General features: G+C 70.6%; 25 protein-coding genes. 18 read left to right on the top strand and 7 right to left on the bottom strand.

Annotated features, from left to right (window positions below; translation table 11 throughout):
• Positions 1-79: 79 nt before the first annotated feature.
• The 8 genes from AW270_RS11935 (at position 80) to AW270_RS11900 (ending at position 9157) form a co-directional block, all read left to right on the top strand.
• Positions 80-1060 (top strand): LacI family DNA-binding transcriptional regulator, encoded by a 981-nt coding sequence (locus AW270_RS11935; RefSeq protein ID WP_061293897.1) that lies wholly within the window; start codon positions 80-82, stop codon positions 1058-1060.
• A 133-nt stretch (positions 1061-1193) separates the two neighbouring features.
• Entirely contained in the window at positions 1194-2510 is a 1317-nt protein-coding gene (locus AW270_RS11930; RefSeq protein WP_061293895.1) for an ABC transporter substrate-binding protein, read from the top strand.
• A gap of 56 nt (positions 2511-2566) precedes the next feature.
• Positions 2567-3466: a carbohydrate ABC transporter permease gene (locus AW270_RS11925; RefSeq protein WP_061293894.1), complete on the top strand. Its 900-nt coding sequence runs from the start codon at positions 2567-2569 to the stop codon at positions 3464-3466.
• Positions 3463-4308, top strand: a complete 846-nt coding sequence (locus AW270_RS11920) for a carbohydrate ABC transporter permease (RefSeq protein ID WP_061293892.1) — start codon at positions 3463-3465, stop codon at positions 4306-4308. The genes AW270_RS11925 and AW270_RS11920 overlap by 4 nt, the downstream gene beginning before the upstream one ends.
• 178 nt (positions 4309-4486) lie before the next feature.
• Complete coding sequence (locus AW270_RS11915) at positions 4487-5083, top strand: hypothetical protein (RefSeq protein ID WP_061293889.1); 597 nt, start codon at positions 4487-4489, stop codon at positions 5081-5083.
• A complete protein-coding gene (locus AW270_RS11910; protein ID WP_061293887.1) occupies positions 5065-6060 on the top strand; it encodes a LacI family DNA-binding transcriptional regulator in 996 nt (331 codons plus the stop codon). The genes AW270_RS11915 and AW270_RS11910 overlap by 19 nt, the downstream gene beginning before the upstream one ends.
• Entirely contained in the window at positions 6057-7523 is a 1467-nt protein-coding gene (locus tag AW270_RS11905) for an FGGY-family carbohydrate kinase (RefSeq protein WP_061293886.1), read from the top strand. The genes AW270_RS11910 and AW270_RS11905 overlap by 4 nt, the downstream gene beginning before the upstream one ends.
• Positions 7523-9157, top strand: a complete 1635-nt coding sequence (locus tag AW270_RS11900) for a hypothetical protein (protein WP_061293884.1) — start codon at positions 7523-7525, stop codon at positions 9155-9157. Before AW270_RS11905 ends, AW270_RS11900 begins: the two co-directional genes overlap by 1 nt.
• A 55-nt stretch (positions 9158-9212) precedes the next feature.
• On the opposite strand, the gene AW270_RS11895 is transcribed toward AW270_RS11900, so the two are convergent.
• Together AW270_RS11895 and AW270_RS11890 are read right to left on the bottom strand one after the other, a co-directional pair.
• Positions 9213-9866: a hypothetical protein gene (locus AW270_RS11895; RefSeq protein WP_157521860.1), complete on the bottom strand. Its 654-nt coding sequence runs from the start codon at positions 9864-9866 to the stop codon at positions 9213-9215.
• A gap of 59 nt (positions 9867-9925) precedes the next feature.
• Positions 9926-10213 (bottom strand): hypothetical protein, encoded by a 288-nt coding sequence (locus tag AW270_RS11890; RefSeq protein WP_157521858.1) that lies wholly within the window; start codon positions 10211-10213, stop codon positions 9926-9928.
• A gap of 239 nt (positions 10214-10452) precedes the next feature.
• Here AW270_RS11890 and AW270_RS11885 point away from each other — a divergent pair, with 239 nt between their 5' ends.
• The 5 genes from AW270_RS11885 to AW270_RS11865 all read left to right on the top strand — a co-directional run bounded on the left by AW270_RS11885 (position 10453) and on the right by AW270_RS11865 (position 18029).
• Entirely contained in the window at positions 10453-11874 is a 1422-nt protein-coding gene (locus AW270_RS11885) for a family 2B encapsulin nanocompartment shell protein (RefSeq protein WP_061293879.1), read from the top strand.
• A 2-nt stretch (positions 11875-11876) separates the two neighbouring features.
• Complete coding sequence (locus tag AW270_RS11880) at positions 11877-13808, top strand: terpene synthase family protein (protein ID WP_061293877.1); 1932 nt, start codon at positions 11877-11879, stop codon at positions 13806-13808.
• Positions 13793-14695 carry a hypothetical protein gene (locus AW270_RS11875; RefSeq protein WP_061293875.1) on the top strand — a complete coding sequence of 301 codons (903 nt, stop codon included), beginning with the start codon at positions 13793-13795 and terminating at the stop codon, positions 14693-14695. Before AW270_RS11880 ends, AW270_RS11875 begins: the two co-directional genes overlap by 16 nt.
• Positions 14696-14766: 71 nt before the next feature.
• Positions 14767-15792, top strand: coding sequence for an acyltransferase family protein (locus AW270_RS11870; RefSeq protein WP_061293873.1), 1026 nt, complete (start codon positions 14767-14769; stop codon positions 15790-15792).
• Positions 15793-15860: 68 nt separating this feature from the next.
• Entirely contained in the window at positions 15861-18029 is a 2169-nt protein-coding gene (locus AW270_RS11865) for a hypothetical protein (RefSeq protein ID WP_061293872.1), read from the top strand.
• 13 nt (positions 18030-18042) lie between these two features.
• On the opposite strand, the gene AW270_RS11860 is transcribed toward AW270_RS11865, so the two are convergent.
• Entirely contained in the window at positions 18043-18588 is a 546-nt protein-coding gene (locus tag AW270_RS11860; RefSeq protein ID WP_218009187.1) for an NUDIX hydrolase, read from the bottom strand.
• 147 nt (positions 18589-18735) lie between these two features.
• On the opposite strand from AW270_RS11860, the gene AW270_RS11855 reads away from it, so the two are divergent.
• A complete protein-coding gene (locus AW270_RS11855) occupies positions 18736-19344 on the top strand; it encodes a hypothetical protein (protein ID WP_061293870.1) in 609 nt (202 codons plus the stop codon).
• Here the strand turns inward: AW270_RS11855 and AW270_RS11850 are convergent.
• Positions 19326-19919, bottom strand: coding sequence for a TetR/AcrR family transcriptional regulator (locus AW270_RS11850; RefSeq protein ID WP_061293869.1), 594 nt, complete (start codon positions 19917-19919; stop codon positions 19326-19328). The genes AW270_RS11855 and AW270_RS11850 overlap by 19 nt on opposite strands.
• A gap of 116 nt (positions 19920-20035) precedes the next feature.
• Here AW270_RS11850 and AW270_RS11845 point away from each other — a divergent pair, with 116 nt between their 5' ends.
• From AW270_RS11845 to AW270_RS11835, 3 genes are read left to right on the top strand one after another with little or no spacing between them, the layout of a single operon-like run.
• On the top strand, positions 20036-20353 hold the full coding sequence (locus AW270_RS11845) for a PadR family transcriptional regulator (RefSeq protein ID WP_157521854.1): 318 nt from the start codon (positions 20036-20038) through the stop codon (positions 20351-20353).
• Positions 20350-20673: an HAAS signaling domain-containing protein gene (locus tag AW270_RS11840; RefSeq protein ID WP_061293867.1), complete on the top strand. Its 324-nt coding sequence runs from the start codon at positions 20350-20352 to the stop codon at positions 20671-20673. Before AW270_RS11845 ends, AW270_RS11840 begins: the two co-directional genes overlap by 4 nt.
• 44 nt (positions 20674-20717) lie before the next feature.
• The gene (locus AW270_RS11835; protein WP_061293865.1) at positions 20718-21194 is read left to right on the top strand and encodes a hypothetical protein; all 477 of its coding nucleotides are present in this window, start codon (positions 20718-20720) and stop codon (positions 21192-21194) included.
• On the opposite strand, the gene AW270_RS11830 is transcribed toward AW270_RS11835, so the two are convergent.
• Positions 21163-21903, bottom strand: coding sequence for a nucleotidyltransferase domain-containing protein (locus AW270_RS11830; RefSeq protein WP_061293864.1), 741 nt, complete (start codon positions 21901-21903; stop codon positions 21163-21165). The two genes, AW270_RS11835 and AW270_RS11830, sit on opposite strands and share 32 nt — an antisense overlap.
• Positions 21904-21985: 82 nt before the next feature.
• On the opposite strand from AW270_RS11830, the gene AW270_RS11825 reads away from it, so the two are divergent.
• Entirely contained in the window at positions 21986-23059 is a 1074-nt protein-coding gene (locus tag AW270_RS11825) for an NADH:flavin oxidoreductase/NADH oxidase (protein ID WP_061293862.1), read from the top strand.
• On the opposite strand, the gene AW270_RS11820 is transcribed toward AW270_RS11825, so the two are convergent.
• Entirely contained in the window at positions 23001-23354 is a 354-nt protein-coding gene (locus AW270_RS11820; protein WP_061293860.1) for an ArsR/SmtB family transcription factor, read from the bottom strand. The genes AW270_RS11825 and AW270_RS11820 overlap by 59 nt on opposite strands.
• A gap of 206 nt (positions 23355-23560) precedes the next feature.
• The gene (locus tag AW270_RS11815) at positions 23561-24412 is read right to left on the bottom strand and encodes a hypothetical protein (RefSeq protein WP_061293858.1); all 852 of its coding nucleotides are present in this window, start codon (positions 24410-24412) and stop codon (positions 23561-23563) included.
• Between the last annotated feature and the right edge of the window lie 21 nt (positions 24413-24433).

The following is a 24433-nucleotide window of genomic DNA, read 5'->3' as shown; positions in this document are numbered from 1 at the left end:
TTCACGTTGTCTTGAAATCGATTTCAGGCACGCTAGAGGAGCTCATCAGGGGTGTCAAGCGCAGGTATGGTGTGGCGCTATGGCGACGATTTACGAGGTTGCGGCGCTCGCCGGGGTCTCTCCCGCGACGGTTTCGCGGGTTTTCAACGGCAACACCGTCTCCGAGGAGAAGCAGCGCCTCGTCCGCGACGCCGCCCAGAAGCTGGGTTTCACGCCCAACAAGACCGCCCGCCGGCTGCGGAAGCAGAGCTCGGAGATCATCTGCCTGCTGGTGCCGGACATCGAGAACCCGTTCTTCACCGCCCTGGCGCGCGGCGTCGAGGACCGTGCCCAGGAGTCGGGGTTCTCCGTGGTGCTCTGCAACACCGACGACGACCCGGCCAAAGAGCTGCGCTACCTGCAGATCGCCGCCTCCGAGCAGATGGCCGGCGTGATCCTCTCGCCCGCCTCCGACGAGGTCGACCTGGGCGCCATCGCCTCCCTCGGCCGCCCCGTCGTGGCCGTCGACCGCACCACCCCCTACCCGGTCGACGCCGTGAAGATCGACAACCGGGCGGCCGGCATCGCCGCGACGACGGCCCTGGTCGAGGCCGGTTTCCGGCGGATCGCCTGCATCGCCGGACCGGCCGGGATCGAGGAGACCGAAGACCGCTACCTCGGCTGGAAGCAGGTCGTCACCGCCCGCAAGACCCTGGTCCGCGACGGCTTCCTGCAGCACGCCGACTTCCGCGTCGAAGGCGGCCGGGCCGCCATGAAAGCCCTGCTCGACCTGGTCCAGCCGCCCGACGCGGTGGTCACCACCAACAACCTGATGGCCATCGGCGCCCTCCAGGCCCTGCACGAAACAGGCATCGACCCCGAGGACTTCGGCGTCGCCGTGCTGGGCGAACTGCCCTACCTGCTGCCGCCGCCGGTCAGCGTGGTGCAGGTCCGTCTTCCGGCCCGCCACCTGGGCCGGACCGCGGCGTCCATGCTGCTGGAGCGCATCGGCGGGGACACCCAGCCGCTCCGCACGGTCGTGCTCCGGGCGGAGATCGCCCGGCCGCCGTTATCGCTGTAATCGATACCGTCCCGTTACTTGCCTGATCAGGGGCTTCATGAGGTACGTTTCGCGGAGTGCTTGACGAAATCGATTTCTTGCACTTTCATGTGGCGCACGCCACACCTGCCCCACAGAAGAAGGACGCAGGCCTATGAACATCCCCCGCCGCAAGGTCGCGCTGGCCTGCGCGACCGCCCTGGCGGCGACGACTCTCGTGAGCTGCGGAAGCGACTCGGAGACGACGTCGACCGGTGCGAAAGCCCTGGAAATCGTCTACTGGAACTACGGCCCCGCCGCGGAGAGCGGCAACAAGGCCACCGCCGACGCCTTCACGAAGGCCCACCCCGACACCAAGGTCACCCTCACCCCCGTGACCGGGGAGAACTGGGGCACCTACTACGCGAACGTCGCCACGCTGATCGCCTCGGGCAAGAAGCCCGACCTGATGGTGATCTCCGGTGAGGGCGCCCAGTTCGTCCACAGCAACAACCTCGTGAAACCGATCAACGAATACCTGGAGAAGGACGCCGGGGCCAAGGCCATCACCGACGACATCGCCAAGGGCCTCATCGACGGTTTCACCGTCAAGGGCGACGTCCTCACGCTGAGCTACGGCTGGAACGACATGGTCGTCTACTACAACACCGACGTCTTCAAGAAGGCCGGCGTCGAACCGCCCAAGGCCGACTGGACGTGGGACGACTTCAAGGCGACCGCCAAGAAGCTGAGCGTCGACACCAATGGTGACGGCACCAACGACCAATACGGCTTCACCTGGGCCAGCAACGAGATCTTCCCCGGCATCATGCCGTGGGTGGCCAACGCCGGCGGCAACCTGACCAGCGACGACGTGTGCCAGGCCACCGCCGACTCACCGCAGGTCGGCAAGGCCGTCACGTTCCTCAACGATCTGATCAAGGAGGGCGTGGCCCCGGCCCCGATGCCGATGAGCGACGTCTTCACCCGCTTCCAGAACGGCCAGATCGCCATGTTCGGCGCGGGCCGGTGGCCGATCGCCACCTTCCTGCCCGCCGGGTTCAAGAGCTTCGACATCCAGCTCTACCCGAAGGGCGACACGTACAAGACGGTCTTCGGCGGAGCCGGATATCCGATCCTGAAGTCGTCGCAGAACCCCGACCTGGCCTGGGAATACCAGAAGTTCACCGTCAGCGACGAGATCGAGAAGGGCTACGTGGGCACCCCCGACAAGCCCGGCGACTCGATCCCCTCGCGGCGCTCGGTGGCCCACACGATCTCCCAGACCGGTGTGCCGCCCGCCAACAGCGACCTCTACTACGACAGCATCGACAACTACCCGACCCTCGTGCCCTACCCGGCCCCGGCCAAGTACAGCACGTTCGAGTCGACCGTCCTGCGCCACCTGCAGCAGATCTTCGCCGGGGAGACCCCCGTCGCCGACGGCCTCAAGGCCATGCAGGGTGAGCTGACGGGCATCGTCACCTGCTGAGCGACCGGGTCCGGCCCCTGAACCCGGACCCGGTTCCCCTCCCAAGGCGGACCACTTTGACCACCAAACAAGCGGCGACCCGGCCCCGCGGAGACGGGGCCGCGGCGCTGGCCTTCCTCACCCCGTCGATCCTCACGTTCCTGGTGTTCGTGCTGGCCCCGACGGTCGGCGTGCTGATCCTCAGCTTCTTCGACTGGAACCTGCTCAGCGACGGCACCTTCGCCGGCCTCGACAACTTCCGCCGCCTGTTCACCGACGAGCGCCTGCTCGGCGTCTACGGCTCGACGACCTACATGGCCCTGGTGATCCTGGCCGTGAACGTCGTCCTCGGCCTGCTGCTCGCGGTGCTGCTGGAGACCGGGATGCCCCGCTGGATCAGGGCGTTCTTCCGGCTGTCGTTCCTGTTCCCGTTCGTCGTGTCGGCCTCGGCGGTCGCGCTGATCTGGCGGTTCCTGCTCAACAAGGACCTCGGCCTGGTCAACTACCTGATCGGGCTGACCGGCCTCGACCGGATCGACTGGCTCGGCAGCTCCACCTGGGCGCCGATCTCAGTGATCATGGTCAACTCGTGGAAGACGATCGGCTTCTCGATCCTCGTCTACATCGCCGGGCTGCAGTCGATCCCCAAGCAGCTCAAGGAGGCCGCGATCGTCGACGGAGCGGGCGCCTGGACGCGCTTCTGGCGCATCACCTTCCCGCTGCTCTCGCCGACCATCTTCTTCCTCGTCGTGATCAACACCATCAACTCCTTCCAGATCTTCGCCGAACCCCGGGTCCTCACCCAGGGCGGGCCGGGCGACTCCAGCCGGACGATCGTCGAATACCTCTACGACCGCGCCTTCGGCGACTTCGACCTGGGGTACGCCTCCGCGATCGGCATCACGTTCGCGCTGGTCCTGGTCGTGCTGACCGCCATCCAGTTCTGGTTCTCGCGCAGATGGACGCACTACCGATGAACAACCGACCGACCGTCGGCCACGTCGCCGCGCGCCTGCTGACCTTCGTGATCCTCGTGGTCGCGGCGGTCGCCATCACCGCGCCGTTCCTCTGGATCTTCCGGGGCGCCTTCTCGGGGTCCGACGCCGAGCTCTACCGCCTGCCGCCGACCTTCCACACGGAGAACCTGACGCTGGGCAACTTCGGCGAGGTGACCGAGCAGGTGCCGTACTTCCGGTTCTTCCTCAACTCGATCATCGTGTCGGGGACCGTGACGATCGCCCAGCTCATCACCTGTTCGACCGCCGCCTACGCGTTCGCGCGGCTGCGGTTCCGGGGCAAGGGCGTGCTGTTCGCCGTGGTGATCGGGTCGCTGATGATCCCGATCCAGGTGACGATCGTGCCGCTGTTCCTGGTCATGTCGAAGATCGGCATGACGAACTCGCTATGGGCGCTGATCTTCCCGGGCATCTTCTCCGCGTTCGGCATCTTCCTGCTGCGGCAGCACTTCATGGCTCTCCCGTACGAACTGGAGGAGGCCGCCAAGATCGACGGCGCCTCCCGGTTCCACACGTTCGCGCGCATCATCCTGCCGCTGTCGGGCCCGTCGATCGCGACCCTGGGGATCCTCTGCTTCACCTACTGGTGGAACGACCTGCTGCTGCCCCTGGTGATGATCTCCGACACGGACAAGCAGACCCTGCCGGTGGGCCTGGTGCTCCTGGCCGGCCGCTTCTCGACCGGCTCCCTCGGCACCATCGCCGCCGGAATCGCGATGGCCATCGTGCCCGTCCTGATCGTCTTCATCGCGGCCCAGCGCTACATCGTCCAGTCGATCGCATCGAGCGGACTGAAGCTCTGATGAACCTTGTCGCAATGATCTGCGCGGCGCGAGCCCGGTTCTCGGGTTCGACGGAGCCGCCGACGTGGACGGCCTCGGTCCCATCGATGCGCGTGGGGCGAGCCGCGTTCTCGGTTTCAGCAGACCTGCCGGTGCGGTGGGTGTGGACTCAACCGATCTGCGCGGGGCGAGGGTTCTGATGGTCGCGTTTCTGAAACCTGCGTTCCTGCTGTTCTGGCGGGAACTGCCCCGGGCGGTGGTGGCCGGGCTGTTCTTTCTTCTGTCCTGTGTGCCGCTGATCGCCGGGCACCTGGCCTCGGGGCCGGGATGGATGATCGCGCTGGCCACTCTGCCGCCGTCGCTGGCCCTCACCTCCGTCGCCCGGTTCTGCGCGCTGGTCGCGCGGGGTGAGGGCCCGCGCCTGGCTGAGCTGCGGAGGTTCGACCCGGTGCTCGGGCTGTTCGCCGCCGGGTGCGCGGTGCTGACCGGTGTCACCGTGGTCGCGGGCGCGCTGGCGATGATCGTGCTGCCGTACGCCCTCGCCTACGGCGCCCTCCGCGACCGGCCCGGCCTGAAGGCTCTGCGGGGCGGCGCCATCCTGGTGGCGTTCAAGCCGCTCTGGGCTCTGACGATCGTCGCCCTCCACTGGCTCGGCGGGTTCGCCGCGGCCGCGTCCACCGGCGTGCTCGCCGTGGTGATCGTGCCGCTGCTGCTGGTCGTGACGGCCACCCAGACGCTCGGCCTGCTCGACGAGATCGACACCCTCCAGAGCAGGACATGGCCGGCCCGAAGGTGACGATCTACCAGGTGGCCGCCCATGCCGGGGTGTCGGCGGCCACCGTCAGCCGGGTCATCAACGGCGCGAAGGTCTCGGCCGGCACCGAACGCAAGGTCAAAGCGGCCATGGCCGAGCTGAACTTCACCCCCAGCCGCACCGCCCGCCGCCTGCGCGGCCGGTACTCCGAGGTCATCGCCCTGATCATCCCCGACGTGGAGAACCCGTTCTTCACCGCGCTGGCGCGCGGCGTGGAGAACCGGGCCCGCACCGGCGGCTACTCGGTCGTCCTGTGCAACACCGACGACGACCCGGAGCGCGAGCAGACGTACATGGACATCGCCCTCGCCGAGCACATGGCCGGAGTGCTGATCGCGCCCGCCGACGGAGCCAGCGACGTGGCGAAACTCCTCGCCCACGGCGTGCCGGTGGTGGCCGTCGACCGCAGCCTCAACCGCCCCGACGTGGACGCGGTCACCGTCGACAACCGCGCGGGCGGCTACACCGCCGCCGCCGGGCTGTTCGCGGCCGGGTTCTCGCGGGTCGCGTGCATCACCGGCCCGCGCACGGTCGACACGGCGGTCTCCCGCATGGAGGGCTGGCGCGCGGCCGGAGCCCGGCGCGGTGTGCCCGGGGTGCCCGGTGACCGGCTGCTGCGCTACGCCGACTACCGCGTCGAGGGAGGCCGCGCCGCGATGCGCGACCTGCTGGCGCTGCACGAACCCCCCGACGCCGTGGTGGTCGCCAACAACCTGATGGCCGCCGGGGCGCTGGACGTCCTGCGGGAACGCGGCCTCGAACCGCCCCGGTTCGGCCTGGCCGTTTTCGGTGATCTTCCCTACGCGTCGTTCGAACGCCGAGGCGTGCAGGTCGTCGACCTGCCCGCCCGCAACCTGGGCGAGGCGGCGGCGGCCCTGCTGCTGACCCGCATCGCCGGCGACGACGGCCCCGCGCGCACGGTCATCCTGCGCGACACGAACACCCGGGAGAGGTTGTGACGTTGTTCTTCGGTGTCGACATCGGCACCTCGTCGAGCAAGGGCGTCCTGGTCGACGGCTCGGGAACGGTCCTGGCCGCCTCCGTACGCCACCATCGGGTGAGCCGCCCCCACCCCGGCCACGTGGAGATGGACGGCGAGACCTGGTGGACCGAATTCGTCTCGCTGGCGGAGGAGCTGACCACCGGCCGCGAGATCACCGCCGTCGGCGTGAGCGGCATGGGCCCCTGCGCCCTGCTGACCGACGCCGACGGCGCCCCGCTGCGCCCCGCGATCCTCTACGGCGTCGACACCCGGGCCTCGGCCGAGATCCGTGAGCTGAACGAGCTCCTCGGCGGCCCGGACGCGATCCTGGAGCGCTGCGGCTCGGCGCTGTCGTCCCAGGCCGTCGGCCCGAAACTGCGCTGGGTCGCCGCGCGCGAACCGGAGGTCTGGGCGCGGGCCCGCCGCCTGTTCATGCCGGCCTCCTGGCTGCTCCACCGGCTGACCGGCGAATACGCCCTCGACCACCACTCGGCCAGCCAGTGCACCCCGATGTACGACGGCACCGGCTGGGACCCGTCCTGGGCGCCCCTGGTCGCCCCCGGCCTGGAGCTGCCACCCCTGCGCTGGTCCGACGAGATCGCCGGAACGGTGAAATCGAACGTTGCGGGCATCCCCGCCGGAACCCCCGTGATCACCGGCTCCATCGACGCCTGGACCGAGGCGGTCAGCGTCGACGCCTGCAACCCCGGCGACCTCATGCTCATGTACGGCACCACGATGTTCCTCATCGCCACGGTCGCCCGGCCGCTGCGCACCCCGGCGATGTGGGGCACCGTCGGCGCCTACGCCGGCTCCCACAACCTGGCAGGGGGCATGGCGACCTCCGGCGCGATCACCTCATGGCTGCGCGACCTGACCGGCGCCGACTACCCGGCCCTGCTCGCCGAGGCCGAGGCCGCCGGCCCCGGCGCCCACGGCCTGCTGATGCTGCCCTACTTCGCGGGGGAACGCACACCCGTCCAGGACCCCGACGCGCGAGGCGTCGTCGCGGGCCTGACCCTCAGCCACACGAGGGGAGACCTCTACCGCGCCGCGCTGGAGGCCACGGCGCTGGGCGTCCGCCACAACGTGGAGGCGCTGCGCGAGGCGGGCGCCGAGGTGTCACGGGTCGTCGCCGTCGGCGGCGGCGTCCAGGGAGGCCTCTGGACGCGGATCGTCAGCGACGTCACCGGCCTGCCCCAGATCATCCCCACCACCACCATCGGCGCCTCCTACGGCGCCGCCTACCTGGCGGCCCGCGCGACCCGCGGCGCCGCCATCACCGACTGGAACCCCCCGGCCGCCACCGTCACCCCCGTGCCGGACCCGGCCTACGACGAGCTCTACACCCTGTACCGCGACCTCTATCCCGCCACCCGCGAGGTCTCCCACGCCCTCGCGGCCCGGGAACGCCGCCTTTCCTCCGGAGGAGCACGCTGATGTACACCTTCCCCCCCGCCACCGAACGCCCGTCCGCCCCGCCGAACACCGCTTACTTGATCGCCAGCGGCGACCTGCGCCTGTCGGCCAACCTGGCGGGCTGGCCCACCCAGGTCCAGATGGAGGCCGACGTGACCGCCGCCTTCGCCGAACTCGGCTGGACGGTCGTCCGCGCCAACCCCGCCGACCCCGCGACCGGCCACGGCTTCATCTCCAGCCAGCGCATGGGCCTGGAGGTCTTCAAGACCATCCCCCCGGACGCCCCCCTGATCGTCGCCGAGGCCGTCTGGCAGTACAGCCACCACGTCCTCGCCGGCCTGCGCACCCACCGAGGCCCCATCCTGACCCTGGCCAACTTCGAGGGAACCTGGCCCGGCCTGGTCGGCCTGCTCGGCCTGAACTCGGGGATGACCAAGATGGGCGTGGCCTACTCGACGATCTGGAGCGTCGACTTCCAGGACGACTGGTTCAAAGCAGGCATCAAGACCTGGGTCGAGACCGGGACGATCCCGCACGACGACTCCCACGTGCATCCGCTTCCTGAACTCCCCGACTCGGCGGAGAAAGCCCTGGGCGTGGCCCTGGCCGAGCAGCTCCTCGCCGACAAGGCGATCATCGGCGTCTTCGACGAGGGCTGCATGGGGATGTACAACGCGATCATCGACGACGAACTGCTGAACCCGATCGGCATCTACAAGGAGCGCCTGTCCCAGAGCGCGCTGTGGGCCGAGATGCTTCGCACGTCCGACGAGGAGGCCGACGCGGTGGGCGCCTGGCTCCTGTCACAGGGCATGACCTTCAGACTGGGCACCGACGAGGCGACCGAGCTGACCGAGGCGCAGCTCAGGTGGCAGTACAAGATGTACATCGCCGCCCTGCGCATCAGCGACGACTACGGCCTGGACGCCGTCGGCATCCAATACCAGCAGGGCCTCAAGGACCTCTCGCCCGCCTCAGACCTGGCCGAAGGTCTCCTCAACAACGCGACCCGCCCCCCGGTCACCTCCCGCGACGGCTCCCGCGTCCTCTGGGACGGCGCCCCGCTCCCGCACTTCAACGAGGCCGACGAGGGCGTGGCCGTCGACGCGCTGATCACCAACCGCCTCTGGACCGCCATGGGCCTCGACCCCGCGACCACCCTCCATGACGTGCGCTGGGGCGAGGAGTACGACGGCCGCTTCGTCTGGGTCTTCGAGATCTCCGGCTCGGTCCCGCCGTCGCACTTCGAGAACGGCTACGCGGACGCGGTCGGCTGGCGCCAGGACCCGGTGTACTTCCCGCTGGGCGGCTCGACCATCAAGGGCGTCTGCAAGCCCGGCGAGATCGTCTGGAGCCGGGTGTTCCTGCAGGGCGGCGAACTACACGTCGACCTGGGCCGGGCCTCAGCCGTCTCCCTGCCCGAAGAGGAGACCGAGCGCCGCTCCCAGGCCACGACCCCGGCGTGGCCCATCATGCACGCCGTCTTCCACGGAGTGACCCGCGACCAGTTCATGGCCCGCCACAAGGCCAACCACCTGAACGTGGCCTACGCCCCCGACGCCGAAACAGCCGACAAGGCCTTGGTGGCCAAGGCAGCCCTGTTCGCCGAACTGGGCGTGAAGGTCCACATCTGCGGCGAGGCAAACCTGAGCTGACTCCCTTGACCAAACGCGGGAGGCCCTGGTCGGGGCCTCCCACACCTCGCGGGAATCAGCCGCTGCGCTGCAACAGGGCGGCGAGCATGTCCCGGATCTCCGTCTGCCCAGACTGCAGTTTCTCCTGCCCAGTCTTCAAGGCGTCGATGTCGCCGCGCATGGCTTCTTGCCCGGCTTTGAGCTCGTCGATATCCGCACGCATGGCGTCCTGACCCACTTTGAGCTCGTCGACATCACTCCGTAGTGCGTCTTGTCCGGCTTTGAGTCCGTCGATTTCGGCGTGTATGGCCTTCTGGCCGACCTTGAGACCTTCGACGTCGCCCCGGAGCGCGTCCTGGCCGGTTTTGAGGTCTTCGACGTCGCCCCGGAGCGTGTCGATCTCGCCGTGTAGGGCGTCCTGGCCCACCTTGAGGCCCTCGACGTCGCCGCGGATCGCGTTGAGGGCGTTCTCTATCCGGACCTGGCCGAGACACATCTTCACGACATCGGTTCTGATCTCGGTGATGTCGATCTTCATCACGGTCACGTCGCCCTGGATCGACGTGACGCGCTCGCCCACTGTCTCGACATCTTCGCGGAGTCGCCTGACGTTGAAGCGAGTCTCCTTGACGCTGTCGCGGATCACGCCCATGTCCTCGCGGATGTCGGGGATGTTCAACTCGGCCCAGACCATCCTTTCTTCGATGGGACGCTCAGACTTGCTGCTCATAGTAGTGACCGACTCCCGTCGTAGGTCTGTGCCGCCCATGACTGATCTGCGCTATCGCGTCACGCGTCCAGGCGCCGGACGATGTCCGCGAGCAGGTCCCGGATCTCGGCCTGACCGGCTCTGAGGTGGATGAGGTGGTCCCGGACGAGGTCCATGCCGCCGCGGATGACCGGCAGATCGTTCTCCCGGAGGACACGCACGGTGATGCGCACGGTGTCCAGGTTCCGCTCGATCTCCCGCTGGCTGGTCCGCAGGATGCCGAGATCGTCCCTGACCCCGGAGGTGTCGTTCCGCACGTCCCCGCAAGGACCGGTTTCCAGAGGGGAAGGCTGCTCGATGGGTGTCATGCGCGAGACCATATCTCATCATCGTCTGTATAGGTTTGCTACTTGTCTACATCGGGAAGACGACGTCGAGAACATCGTCGGCTCCACCTTCGGCTGATCGGCGCCGGTGGTGTGCGGGGCCGTCAGCGTAGGCGCAGGCCACGGCAAAACGTTGTTCATCTCCGCCGGGTGGACCACCCGTTCTCGTCAACGTGATCCACGTCGGAGGGGGCAGGCCCCTCCCTCGTGAAGGGCGTCCGATGACCACCGAGCTCAACGCCGGCCTCGCCGCGGCCTCCCCGGCCGCCGACGCCGCCTCCAGCCTCGGCACCGCCGCGGCCCGCAACCTGGCGACCACCACCAAGTCGGTGCCGCAGATGCAGGGCATCTCGTCCCGCTGGCTGCTGAAGGTCCTGCCGTGGGTGGAGGTCGCGGGCGGCACGTACCGCGTCAACCGCCGGCTGAGCTACACGATCGGCGACGGCCGCATCCAGTGTGTCAAGACCGGCGCCCGGGTCCAGGTCATCCCGCAGGAGCTGGGTGAGCTGCCGCTGCTCAAGGGCTACGCCGACACCGAGGTGCTGGCCGCGCTGGCGGACCGGTTCGTCCAGACCGAGTACGACCCGGGCGACCTGATCGTCAGCCCGGAGCAGGAGGTCGACCGCTTCCACATCCTGGCCCACGGCAAGGTCGACCGGCTCGGGGCGGGCAAGTACGGCCACCCGGTGAGCCTGGGCGTGCTGTCCGACGGAGCCTACTTCGGTGAGCAGGCGCTCCTCGACGAGCACGGCGTCTGGGAGTTCGGCTTCCGGGCCGTCACCCCCTGCGTCCTGCTGTCCCTCACGAAGGACGCGTTCGCCGAGGTGGCCGACCGCGCCGCCGGGTTGCGGAGTCATCTGGACGCCCGCCTCCACGCCGACACGCCCCACACCGACGCCGACGGCGAGGCCGCCATCGAGGTGTCCTCCGGTCACCAGGGCGAGCCCACCCTCCCGAACACGTACGTCGCCTACGAGACGCACCCGCGCGAGTACGAGCTCTCCGTCGCCCAGACGGTCCTGCGCGTGCACTCCCGGGTGGCCGACCTCTACAACGAGCCGATGAACCAGGTCGAGCAGCAGCTCCGCCTGACCGTCGAGGCGCTGCGGGAGCGGCAGGAGCACGAGATCGTCAACAACCGCGACTTCGGCCTGCTGCACAACGCCGACCACGGCCACCGGATCTCGACCCGCTCCGGCCCGCCCACCCCGGACGACCTCGACGACCTGCTCGCCGTCGTCTGGAAGGAGCCCACGGTCTTCCTGGCGCACCCGCACGCCATCGCCGCGTTCGGCCGCGAGTGCTCCAAGCTGGGGCTCTACCCCAGCACGGTGAACGTCCTGGGCCGGGAGGTGCCGGCCTGGCGCGGGGTGCCGATCCTCACGTGCAACAAGCTGCCGATCAGCGACACCGGGGTGTCGTCCATGATCCTGATGCGCACCGGCGAGGACAGCCAGGGCGTCGTCGGCCTGCACCAGACGGGGCTGCCGGACGAGTACGAGCCCGGTCTCAACGTGCGGTTCATGGGCGTCAACGAGCAGGCGATCATCTCCTACCTGGTCAGCGCCTACTACAGCGCCGCCGTGCTGGTGCCGGACGCGCTGGGCGTCCTGGAGAACGTCGAGCTCGGCCACCGGGACTGAGCGTGCGGCCCTTCGAGCTGCCCGACTTCTACCGCCCCTGGCCGCCGCGGCTGAACCCGCACGTCGAGGCGGCCCGCGCGCACAACCGCGCGTGGGCCGTCCGGCACGGCCTGATCGACGACGGCGTCTGGGACGCGGCCACGGCCGACTCCATCGACCTGGCCCTGTTCGCCGCCTACTGCTTCCCGGACGCCACCCCGGCCCAGCTCGACCTGCTGACCGACTGGTACTTCTGGGGGTTCTACTTCGACGACTGGTTCCTGCGCCACTACAAGTCGACGGGTGACGTGGTCGGGGCGGCGGCGTGGCTGGCCGACGTGCGCGCGTTCATGCCGGCCGACCTGGCGCAGCCCGTGCCGGAGGCCGCCGATCCGGTGCAGGCGACGCTGGCCGAGCTGTGGGCGCGGACCGTGCCGGGCACCACCGAGGGGTGGCGGCGGCGGTTCGGCGACAACACGTTCGCGCAGATGGACGACGCCTTCTGGGAGCTCGGCAACCTGGCCGAGGGACGCGTGCCGAACCCCGTCGACTACCTGGAGCGCCGGCGCGGCGCGGGCGCGGGCCGGTGGGTGGCCGACCTGATCGAGCTGGTCAACGGCACCCCGCTCCCCGATCACGTGTGGGCGTCGCGGCCGGTGCAGGTCATGCGGGACACCTTCACCGACGCGCAGGTGCTGCTCAACGACGTCTTCTCCTACCAGCGGGAGACCGAGCAGGAGGGCGAGCTCAACAACTTCGTCCTGGTGCTGCGCGAGTTCCTCGGGATGACCCCGCAGAAGGCGGCCGACACCGCCAACGACCTCATCACGTCCCGGCTGCTGCAGTTCGAGAGCACGCTGCTCACCGAGCTGCCGGAACTCCCGCTCACCCCGCAGGAGCGGGTGGCCGTGCTGAACGTCGCGCGGTCGCTGCAGGACGCCAACGCGGGGTCCCACGAGTGGCATCTGCGCTCGTCCCGCTACATGAACGAGGCGACCCGGGGAGCCGACCCGCGCGTCCCCGTCTGGCGGCACCCGACGGGGCTCGGCGCCTCGGCGGCCCGGCTGTGGGCGGGGCACCGGCCGGTCGACCGGCACGCCTCCTTCCACCTGCCGGAGACCGCGATCTCCGGGAAGAGCCCGTTCGCCGGGGGAGCCCGCACCGCCGCCGCCGACTGGGCGCGGCGCATGGGCCTGCCCTATGCGCCGCAGGCGGTGGCGTGGGCGGTCACGGCGCACCACCAGGTGTCCCGTGACCGGCTGGAGGTGCTCTCCCAGTGGTACGTCCTGCTCGCCGCCCTCGACTCCACCCTCGACCGGGTGTTCAAGGCGCGCGGCGATCTGACCGGCGGGAAGGCGTTCCTGAGAAGGCTGCCGCTGTTCCTCGGCGAGAACCCGCCACCGCCGCTCAACGCCGTCGAAAGAGGGCTGGCCGACCTGTGGGCGAGGGCCCCGCTCAACCCGGCCCACGTCGAGCGGCTCGTCGAGACCCGTGAGTGGGAACTGGGCAACAGCGCCCGCGGGCGGGTCCCCGACCCCGTCGACCACCTCCAGACCCGCCGGGCCGAGCACGCCGGCTTGATGGTCGATCTGATCCTGTACAGCCTGGGCCTCCCGGCCCCCCGCCGGGGCGCGCTGGAGGAGTGCTTCGCCGACATCGCGACGGCCCGGCGCGACCTGGTGACGTACCAAGAGAAGATCAGTGTCCCCACCGAGGTCAGCAACGGTGTGCTGGCGCTCCAGCGGCTGCTCGAATGCGACCTGCAGCAGGCCGCCGACGTGGTCGGCGACCTGCTGACCGCCCGCCGCGCCCAGTTCGACCGCCTCGCCGCCGACGCCCCGGCCGACTACGCCGAGGCGCTGCGCAGCTGGCTGGGCGGCGACCTCGGCGACCGTACCCGGCTGGGCATGTCGGGCCTGGGCACGAGAGGAGCACACGCGTGGCGACCAGCCTGACCACCAGCCTGACCACGGGTGCGGCCCGCACCCTGGCCACGACGACCAAGACCGAACCGCACACGGCGTCGACGACCCCGAGACACCTGCTCGGGATCATGGAGTGGACGGACGTCCCCGGCGGCGTCTACCGGCGCACCAGCACGCTCCGCCGCACGATCGCCCGCCGCGGCAGCTCCCAGCCGGGAGTGGTCGTCGCGGCCGGCCACGCGGGAGAGCCCGAGATCCCCGGCATGTACGTGGAATACGGACACCCCCCGCGCGAATACGAGCTGGCCGCCGCCCAGACGATCATGCGCGTCCACCGCCAGGTCGGCGACCTCTACAACGACCCGCACGACCAGTACGAGCAGCAGCTGCGGCTGACCCTCGACGCCCTGGCGGAACGCAAGGAACTCGACCTCGCCCGCGACCTGCTGGCGGCCCCGCCCGCCCGCCACCGCATCACCACGAGCGGGGGCCCGCCGACCCCGTTCGACCTGGACGACCTGATCTGCAAGCAGACGTCCCCGCGCTACCTGCTGGGCCACCCGCGCGCGATCGCGGCGTTCAGCCGGGAGTGCAGCCGGTCCGGCGTCCAGCCGTCGGAGGTCGAGCACCGGGGCCGCCGCGTCCTGGGCTGGCGCGGCCTGCCGTTCCTGCCGTGCGACAAACTGCCCGTCGCGGCCGACCACACGACGAGCATCCTCGTCGTCCGCCCGGGGGAGGGCCGCCAGGGCGTGGTGGGCCTGCGCCCGTCGCGGACCCCGGTGGTCCGCGAACTCGGCACCTCGGAGAAGGCCGTCACCAGCTACCTGGTGAGCGAGTACTACGCCGTGGCCGTCCTGATCCCGAACGCCGTCTGCGCGCTCGACGGCGTGCAGGTGACGCGTAATTCGACGCACTGAGGATTCCGTCACCGTCGTCACGTCCTCTCACGCGGAGAGTGAGCCTCCCGGCGTGAGAGGACGTGACGGAGATGGAGACCCTGCAGCGGGCGGTGTGGGCCGATGTGGCCAAGGGCGTCTGCATTCTGCTCGTGGTGCTGTGGCACACGGTCAACAAGAGCTACCTGCGGATCGAGTGGACGTCGGCGGGCCCGTTCCCGGCGCTGTGGGGCGTCTTCGGCGACGCGCTGATGACCTTACGCATGCCGCTGTTCTTCGCCATCTCGGGCATGTTCGCCCTGAGCGCCCACCGGAGGCCGTGGCGGGAGGTCGTCCGATCGAGGGTGGCGAAGTTCCTCTACCTCTATCTGGCCTGGATGATCGTCCACACCGCGGTCTTCTGGTTCACCCCGGAGTTCGACACCCTGAGCGCCCGCGGTGTCGGCGAGTTCGCCGAGCAGTTCCTCGTCACCCCGCCGAACCTCTGGTACCTGTACGCCCTGGCCCTCTACTTCACGGCGGCCAAACTGCTGACCCGGATTCCGGTCCCCGTCGTCCTGGGCGCGGCGGCCCTGCTGGCCGTCGTCACCGCCGCCGGCGTGTTCGACACCCCGGGAAACCGCGGCTCGCTGCTGCAGAACTTCGTCTTCTTCCTCCTGGGCCTGCACCTGCGCCCCTGGGCCGAACGCCTCGCGGAGTCCACAACCTGGCGCCGCGCCGGAGCCGTCGGTCTCCTGTACGCGACCGCGCTCGCCGCCATGCTCCTGCTGTCGGCCCAGCGCGTCCCGACCGTGTGGACCCTGGTCTCCCTGCTGGCCCTGGTCTCCGGCCTGTCGGTGACCCCGCTGCTGGGCCGGGTCGCCCTGATCGGTGAGGGCCTGGCCTGGCTGGGCCGCCGCACCCTCCCGATCTACGTGATCCACATGCCGCTCCTGGCCCTCCTGCACACCGGCGTGTCACCCCTGCTGGGCCCGTCGCCGCTGGTCGTCGCCGCGCTCTACCCGGCCCTGGCGACCACGGCCCTGGTCGCCGCCTGCCTCCTCGCCGACAGGGTCCTCCCGCCCTGGCTGACCGACCTACCGGCCCGCCGGGTGGCGCGGGCGGAAGTCGGGCCTTGACGACCTCCTGGAGTCCCGGCATCGTGACGGTCTGGCACGTTCCATTCCGGCAGTGTGGGAGGGCGTCGGTGTTCGGGAAACGCAAGAAGAAGGAATCCGAGAGACCCTCGCCCGCCTTACCCCTCCGAAGGTCCGGCCGCCTCGCCGGGGAGCCGCCCCCGGAGCCGCTCGCCGACGAGGCCGAGGAGAACGAGGAGGAGTCCGGCAGCGAGGCCGACGTCGACGAGGACGTCGACGAGGTGGTCGTCAAGCGGCCGCGCAAGCAGGCCGACGCCGACCTGCAGGCCATCCGGGAGGACGGTCTCGAGGTCTTCCGCAGCCGTCTGAGGAAGAAGCACCCGACCGCCAGACGGCTCGTCAAGGCGTGGGGCGTCAAGGACGTCGGGCCGGGCAAGGGGCTGCAGGCCTGGTACAAGAACGTGCACGGGATCAGCCCGGCCACCACCGCCCCCGAACTGCTGACGGCGGTCGGCGATCTGTCCGAGAAGGACGACGAGGACGTCTGGAACGCCTTCGGCGTGCTGCTCGGACACGACGACGACCCGACCCCGGACAAGATCCTGGCCAGCACCGTCGTCGGCCACGTCATGGACGGCGACGAGGAGGTCGAGAAGGAGATCCAGGGCTTCTACGAGGAGACCGGCCGGGACTTCGGCGACTACGACAAGGAGTTCTCCCGCCACGCCGGGCTGAAGATCTTCGGTGACCCGGAGACCGACCGGCCCGCGCTGTCGCAGGTCCGGCTGAACACCACCATCGAGGACCACACCCGCAAGCAGCTGTCGGTGGTCCTCGGGAAGCAGGAGGCCGGGGCGGAGATCGACACCCCGGAGCAGCGTCAGCTCGACCGGCTCGCGTGGGTGCTGGCCAACCTGAAGGCGAGCCGGGAGTGCGTCGCGGTCGTCCAGGTGATGAGCAACGACATCCGGCTGTTCGCCAACCGTCCCGACGCCCGCCTGACCCGTGACTTCCAGCGGCTGTTCGAGGCGGCCACGGCCGGGGCCGAGGAGGCGGAGGAGCTGATCAACCAGCTCTTCCGCGACATGGCGGGCCAGAAGCTCGAACAGCGCATCAAGAGCGGGCAGCGGATCGACGGTGCGGTGCTGAAGGCCGCCGAGCGGCGGCTGCGCAAGACGCTCGTGTTCCTGGCCGACCTGGACCGGCAGTGGGACGACCTGCGGGTGCTCGCCCACACGGCCGGGAAGTTCAAGGTCCACGCCGAGACGCAGGCGGCCGACGTCATGCTGCGGCGACGGACCGCGGAGCTCGGCGAGGAGGCGGGGGAGTCCGACGACGACGACCGGGGCGGCGACAAGGTCGCCCGAGCGCTCACGCTCAAGCTCGAAAGCGGCGAACGGGCCAAGCTGACCCGCCGGGTCACCCACGCGAAGCTCGCCATCGGCATCTCGAAGCTGTGCTGCTTCAAGTGCTGGCTCATGATGAAGGCGCTGGAGAGGAAGGGCCTCAAGCTCCCCGCCACCGGCACCCACCTGAAGACCTACGCCTCGGGCTGGCCCGCCCCCGTCTCGCTCACGAACCCGTCGGTGCTCCGCGCCTACCTGCAGATCAACCCGGTCCCGAGCAAGCGGAACACCCGCGAGAAGGCGCTGGCGGACGCCATCGCCGACCCCCGCAAACGGGGCGCCGTCATCAAGGCCATCACCGACTTCACCGCCGAGGGCCAGCAGGAGTCCGGTTACGTCTCCAGCGAGGACGAGTCAGGCATCGAGTTCGACCTGTGGGACAGCTACTACGAGGAGCCCGACGAGGCCGACGACGAGGCGGGCAGCGACGACGACGAGGACCCGCAGCCGCGCAAACGCGGCCGTTCTGCGACGCCGCTGAAACTCAAGAAGAAGAAGCCGAAGACCGCCAAGCGCCGCAAGACCGCCTCCAGCGGCGACGACCCACCGGCCAGGAAGAAGCGGGGCCCCGGTCGCCCGAGGAAGAAGAAGATCACCTTCGAGGGCCGGGGGAGAGACCGCGTCCGCCGGGACGATTCCCCGCCACCCCGGCGCAGGAGCCAGAAGGAACCCCGGGACGCCTCCCCGCCGAGCCGCCCGGTCCCCTCCCGCGCCCGCAGCCGCACCCCCGTTCAGCGCGACCAGCCCGACGGCAGCTCCGGGGACGAGGAGCAGACCCGCCCGGCGCCCAGGGGCACCGGCTTCGGCCGCCGGAAGTCCACCGGCACGGCGAAGCGGCCGGCGAAGCCGAAGGGCAGACCACGCAAGAAGTAGGCCCGCCGGGGGCTCAGGCCATGAGCCGGTCCTCGTGGCGTTCGACCAGGTGGCGGGCGGCGAACGTCAGCGGCTGCTCCTTCGCCTCGGCCAGGGTCAGCCACTGGTAGACGTCGCCCTCACCCTCGTCGAGCGCGACCGGCGGCTCGGTGCTCACCGTCGTCAGGTAGGTGTGCCAGACGTGCCCGTCGGCCCCCCGCCGGCACTGGTCGCCGTCGATCGGCTCGGTGGCGACCAGCGACAGGGTGAGGGCCCGCAGCCCGGTCTCCTCCTCCAACTCCCGGGCCGCGCTCACCTCCGGCGCCTCGCCCTGCTCGACGTGCCCCGCCGGGATCGTGAGGGCGTAGGGGAAGGCGATCCGGTTGAAGAACAGGAAGCGCCCGGACGGGTCGCGGACGAAGACCCCGGCCGTCTCGTGCCACATCCGGAGCGCGGTGTCGACGACGAGCGAGCGGTCGGCGACCTGGCCGCAGGTGGTGCAGCGGCAGTGGATGCGGCCGGACTCGGTGAACGTCTCGACCGTCTCGGCGTCGCAGTTCAGGCAATATTCGTGGCGCACGTGCCCAGTGTGGGGCATCGCCACCCGCCGGGCCACGCGCCCGCCCACGCACCGTGGGGAAAGTGTGAAGGTTTCGCGTAGTTCGTTGATCATGGTGCCGGTGCGTCACTAGCGTCCTCGCATCACCCCCCACGCGAGGAGTCACACATGATCACGGCACTGGTCCTGGCGGGCGCGCTGGCGGTCGCGCCGCTGTCCGCGGCGGAGATCAAGAAGGCGCTGCTCACCGAGAAGGACTTCGGCAAGGGGACGGCGGTGCTCGTGAGGGACCTGGACGGCGGGTTCCTGTCCATGTTCCGCGTCGACAATGCGCGCTGCATGGACGCGCTCAAGGCCTACGACGCCGCGTTCGGCGGCAAGCGGCCGACGGCGTGGACGATCGGGAAGGTGGCCGCGCTCCAGCAGGTCTTCACGGGGAACGCGGCCACGATCAAGACGCTGAAGGCGGCCGCCGCCAAGGTCGGGCCGGCCTGTGACGGGCTGGAGGGGTTCCGGGGCGGGAGCTCGTTCAAGCGGAAAAAGGTCGCCAACCTGGGGGACGCGACCTACGCCTTCGAGATCACCTTCGACCACATCCCCTGGGCGGGGCAGGGGCGCGAGACCTACGTGTCGGAGTTCGTGGTGGTGGCGTACAAGAGCGCGGTGGTCGTCTATCAGGGCCAGACGGGCAAGGGCGACCCGACGTGGCCGACGACGGTGAAGAACGCCAAGAAGGCCGTGGCCAAGGTCAAGAAGGTCTACGCCTCGCGCGGCTGAGTGATCAGGTTCAGGGTGTCGTCGACGGCGCGGTGGACCGCCTGGATGGGCCGGCGGCCCATGATCCAGGCGCGTAACCCCTGGTCGGCGACGGCGCGCAGGGTCGACACGACGGTCTCGTCCGCGCCCTCGACGGCCGATCGCATGACGTCGGCGAGCAGGTCGTCGAGGGGGGTGTAGATCTCGGCGGCGTGGGGGTCGCCGGTGGTCTGCAGGACGATCATCAGCCGGTAGAACTGCGGCTCGGCCTGGAACGCGCGGATCGCGTGGTGCAGGACGGACCGCAGGCGCTCGCCCTCGGTGCCCTCCGCCGGGGGGAGGCGGCCGAGGTCGCGCCGCAGGCCGTCCTGCCACTCGGCGAAGACCGCCGCGAACAGGTGCTCCTTCGAGGCGAAGTAGCGGTAGAGGGTGCCGAGCGCGACCTCGGCGTCGCGGGCCAGGTCGGAGACCTTCACCTTGTCGTAGTCGCTCCCCGACAGGCTGCGCAGGCCGGCCCTGACGATGCGGGCACGGCGTTCCCGCTGGTCCTTGCGGAGCAGGTCCGGCGTGGCCGGGCCCGGCACGTCGGTGACCATCGCGCGCTCTCCTGGTCAGGGGGATGTACCCGGCCGACTCTACCGGTCGGATGATCATGGCCTCAAGGAAAGCGCGCTTGTCGTACTGTGCGGTGCACAGTACTGTGTGGAGCATCATGGAACTCGAACTGCGGCGTGGCGTGATCGTGCTGGCGGTCCTCTCCCAGCTGAAGGCGTTCCGCTACGGCTACGAACTGCGTCAGGCCCTGGCCGAGCAGGGCATGGCGATCGAGGAAGGCACGCTCTACCCACTGCTGCGCCGCCTGGAGAGCCAGGGCACGCTGGTCAGCGAGTGGCGCACCGACGGCGGCTCACCCCGCCGCTACTACACGCTGAGCGACGACGGCCGGGCCCTCTACACCCGGCTGGCCCGCACCTGGCGGGGTCTCACCGCCACCATGGACGAACTCCTCGACGGTGAAGGGGCCTCATGAACGCCGCCGAACTCATCGACACCTATGTGGCCGACGTCGCGAAACGGCTGCCGCGCCGCCAGCGCGGCGACGTGGCCGCCGAACTCAGATCCATTCTTCTGGACGAACTGGGCGACCGCGCCGACCCGGCCGACGCCCGCCGGGTGATCGACGCCTTCGGCCGCCCCGAGGAGGCCGCCGCCCGCTACCGGCCGCCCCTCGTGGTGCTCGACCCGGCCGACACGCGCCGGTTCCTCCACTGGTCGGCGGGCGGCCTGGCGGTCATCTGGGTGCTCGGCGCGGTGTCGGTCGCCCTGGAGCCCGGCCCCACCCGCTCCTGACCTGGTGGTTCGACGTCGCCATCGCGTCGCTGTGGTGGCCAGGCATGCTGGTCACCGTGTTCGCGCTGGGGGCGTACACGAGAAGGAGATGGCCCGGGACGGCGCGGTGGAAGCCGCGCCCGCCCGAGTCCGACGAGATCAACCGGCTGGGCCACGCCGCCGCCTGGATCTTCTACGTCTGCGGCACGATCGCCCTGGTCAACCCGGGTGACGTGTTCCCCTGGCTCGACTACGACCCGGCCTTCCTCGGGCCGAGAGCGGTCGTGGTCCTGGCGCTGCTGGTCGCCTCCCTGGTCCTGTACGCCGTCGTCATCGCCCACGGCCGCTGGGACCGCCTGACCCGGCGCGTGGCCATCGGGTTCGACCTGGTGCTCGCGGTGGCGCTGACCCTGGCCCTGGCCACCGGCCGCGTGTTCGCCGAGGAGATGAGAGTCGACGAGATCAAGTGGTACGTCCTCGCCGGCACCCTGCTGATCGTGGCGGTCGACGTCACCCAGAAGGTACGGCGGGAACGCCGCTAGCGGCCCAGCTTCTCCTGTACGCGTCCACCAGCCACGCGTCGGCCCGCGCCTCGTCGGGGTGCTCGGGCAGCACGCTCACCGGGATGAGATCGGCCAGCCGCTCCTCCAGCCGCGCGGCCATCGCGAGCGCCTCGTCCCGGTCGATCTCGCCGGTCCGGACGGCCACGACGAGGTCCCGCCGGGGCATCGGCAGCGTGATCCTCCCGGTCTCCAGCAGTTCGGCGCCCTGCAGCCCGAGCCGCACCATGTGCCCGGCCGACTTCGCGCTCTGGCTCCGCTGCCGCTGGGCGCGCAGGTAGCCGATGAACCGCTCGCCGGCCCGCCGGGACAGCAGGAACGACGGCCCCTCGGCCAGCAGCTCCGCCCCGAGCGGGGTCACCTCGGCGTCCGGCGCGAACAGGGCCAGCAGCACGGTCGGGTTGCCGTCGAGGGCGAGGCGCGTCCATTTGCGCAGGCTGTAGACGGTCAGGTCGAGGTCGCCCGGACCCGACCGCACCCCTTCGGGCACCGAGCGGTGGATGTACTGCTCGAAGGTCCGCAGCCCGATCACATACTCCGGCGGTTCGACGCAGATGCCCAGTTCGTCGCGGTCACTGGCGTCGCCCAGGGAGGTGCCGTGGAGGCGGGAGCCGATCTCGCAGCGCAGGATCGTGCGCTCGGCCGCGATGGCGGCGAACTCGGGGGTGGAATGTCGGGTCCATCCGGTCATGGGGGCAAGCATGGACGGGTTCCTCGAAGGACGACGATCGTCGTAGTACGATGAGTCTCGAACTAGAGGGAATGAGGACCCCATGCTGTTCGAGCCCCTGACGTTGCGTTCGCTGACCTTCCCCAACCGGGTCTGGATGTCGCCGATGTGCCAGTACTCGGCCGAGACCGACGGCCCGGACGTCGGCGCCCCGCACGACTGGCACTTCGCCCACCTGGCCGCCCGCGCCGTCGGCGGAGCGGGGCTCGTGATGGCCGAGGCGACCGCCGTCTCCGCCGAGGGCCGCATCAGCCCGGCCGACACCGGCCTGTGGAACGACCGGCAGGAGGAGGCCTGGGAGCGCATCGCCCGCTTCGTCACCGGTCAGGGCGTGATCCCCGGCATCCAGCTGGCACACGCCGGGCGCAAGGCGTCCACGAACCGGCCCTGGCTCGGCGGCGGCCCGGTCGGGCCCGGCGACCACGGCTGGACGCCGGTCGCCCCCAGCCCCATCCCCTTCTCCGAGGCCCATCCCACCCCGGCCGAGCTGACCCAGGCCGAGATCGGCAAGCTGGTCGAGGCGTTCGCCACCTCGGCCGAACGCGCGCTGCGGGCGGGGTTCCGGGTGGTCGAAATCCACGGCGCCCACGGCTACCTGATCCACGAGTTCCTCTCCCCGCACAGCAACCACCGCACCGACGCCTACGGCGGCACGTTCGAGAACCGGGCCAGGTTCGCCCTGGAGGTCGTCGACGCGGTGCGCGCGGTCTGGCCCCAGGACCTGCCGCTGTTCTTCCGGGTCTCGGCCACCGACTGGCTGCCCGACGGCGAACCGGCGTGGACCCCCGGCCAGACCGTGATGCTCGCGGCCGAGCTCGCCGCGCGCGGGGTCGACCTGATCGACGTGTCGAGCGGCGGCAACGCGGCCACTCAGCGGATCCCGCTCGGGCCCGGCTACCAGGTGCCGTTCGCGCAGCGGATCAGGGCCGAGGCGGGGGTGCCGGTGTCGGCGGTCGGGCTGATCACCGAGCCGGAGCAGGCCGAGCGGATCGTCGCCACCGGCCAGGCCGACGCGGTCTTCCTCGGCCGCGCGCTGCTGCGCGACCCTTATTGGCCGGTCAGGGCGTCGGCCGACTGGCCCGCGCAGTATCGGCGCGGGGCGCCGTCACCGCGTTGACCACGCTGTCGAGCAGCCCGGGGAACAGCCGGTCGAGGTCGGCGCGGCGCAGGCCGTTGAGCTTGGCCGTGCCCCGGTAGACCTGGGTGATCACCCCGGCCTCGCGCAGCACGCGGTAGTGGTGGGTCGTGGTCGACTTGCTGACGGCCAGGTCGATGGCCGAACAGGGCACCTCCCGGCCCGACGAGGCCAGGAACCGCACGATCTCCAGGCGGGCCGGATCGGCCAGTGCGTGCAGCACCTCTTCGAGCCGGATCTCCTCGGCGGGCGGGTGTTCCAGGACTCTCGCTGTCATCCCCCGATGATAGTCCGATGAACGTCGGACTATCGAGTGAGCCGGCCTGCTCGCGCACCCGCGAATCGGCCCGGCCGGAAGCCGTCACCAAGCGTCGCCCGGGGTCTCGGAGCCGGGGCACAGGCCCGGCCTGTGCCCCGTCCGGTGAAGATCTCAGAAAAAGCGCCTGCGCGCGTGCTGTCCCTCGACCACCTCCCTCCGGTGGATCACCGGTCGAGCCGGACGCCGCCGGGCCCGACCGAGAGCACCGAACCGGGCGCGCCGGGGGAGCTGAACGGCACCCGCACCACCTCGCCGTCGAAGGCGGCGGCCCCGCCCAGCGTGCCGTGGGGGATGGCGGGTTCGACGACCTCGCCGGTCGACGGCGTGTAGATCGCCAGCCGGGACCGGGGGCCCCGCTCCACCCGCAGCGCGATCCGCCGGTCGTCGCCGCCCAGCGCGGTGACCTGCCCGGCGAGCCCCGGCAGGACCGGCCGGCCGCGCCAGCGGAGTTCGGGGGCCTGGTCCGGCGGCATCCCGACCAGACCCCCTGCCAGCACCCGCGCGCCGGTGACCGCGCCGGGCATCAGCTCCCACGAGCCGTCGGCGAGGTCCAGCACCACCGGGCCCGGCGCCCCCGGCCGGGTCAGGCCGAGGAGCCGGGGCGCGAGGACCACCCCCGGGCCGCTCGCGCCCGGCGGCAGGTCGGCGAGTCTCCTCAGCCCGTCGCCGGTCACGCGGTAGACCGCGTCGCCCGTCACCAGATCGCCCGTGTCGCCCGTCTCGCCCGTGCCGCCGGCGAGGTGCACGCGCGGCCCGCGACCGGCCGTCAGGGTCGTCTCCGTCGACGAGGTGACCAGCGAGATCCGGTGGCGGCCGTCGTCGTTGCGGCAGAGCAGCGCGCGCTCCCCGCCGAGGGGGCTGATCTGGGTGCCGGCGTCGCAGGCCGAGGCCAGCGGGCGCACCACCGCGCCGGGACCGGTGAAGTCCCACACCTCCGGGCGGAACACCTCGCCCCGGTCGGCGGCCAGGCAGGCGGCGTACCGGCCGTCGGCGGAGAACCGCCAGCTCACCCTCATCGTCTTCCCCTCCCGCCCGGG

The organism is Herbidospora cretacea (assembly GCF_001570605.1).
Taxonomy (GTDB): domain Bacteria; phylum Actinomycetota; class Actinomycetes; order Streptosporangiales; family Streptosporangiaceae; genus Herbidospora; species Herbidospora cretacea.
This window is presented reverse-complemented; position numbering and strand designations above follow the sequence as displayed.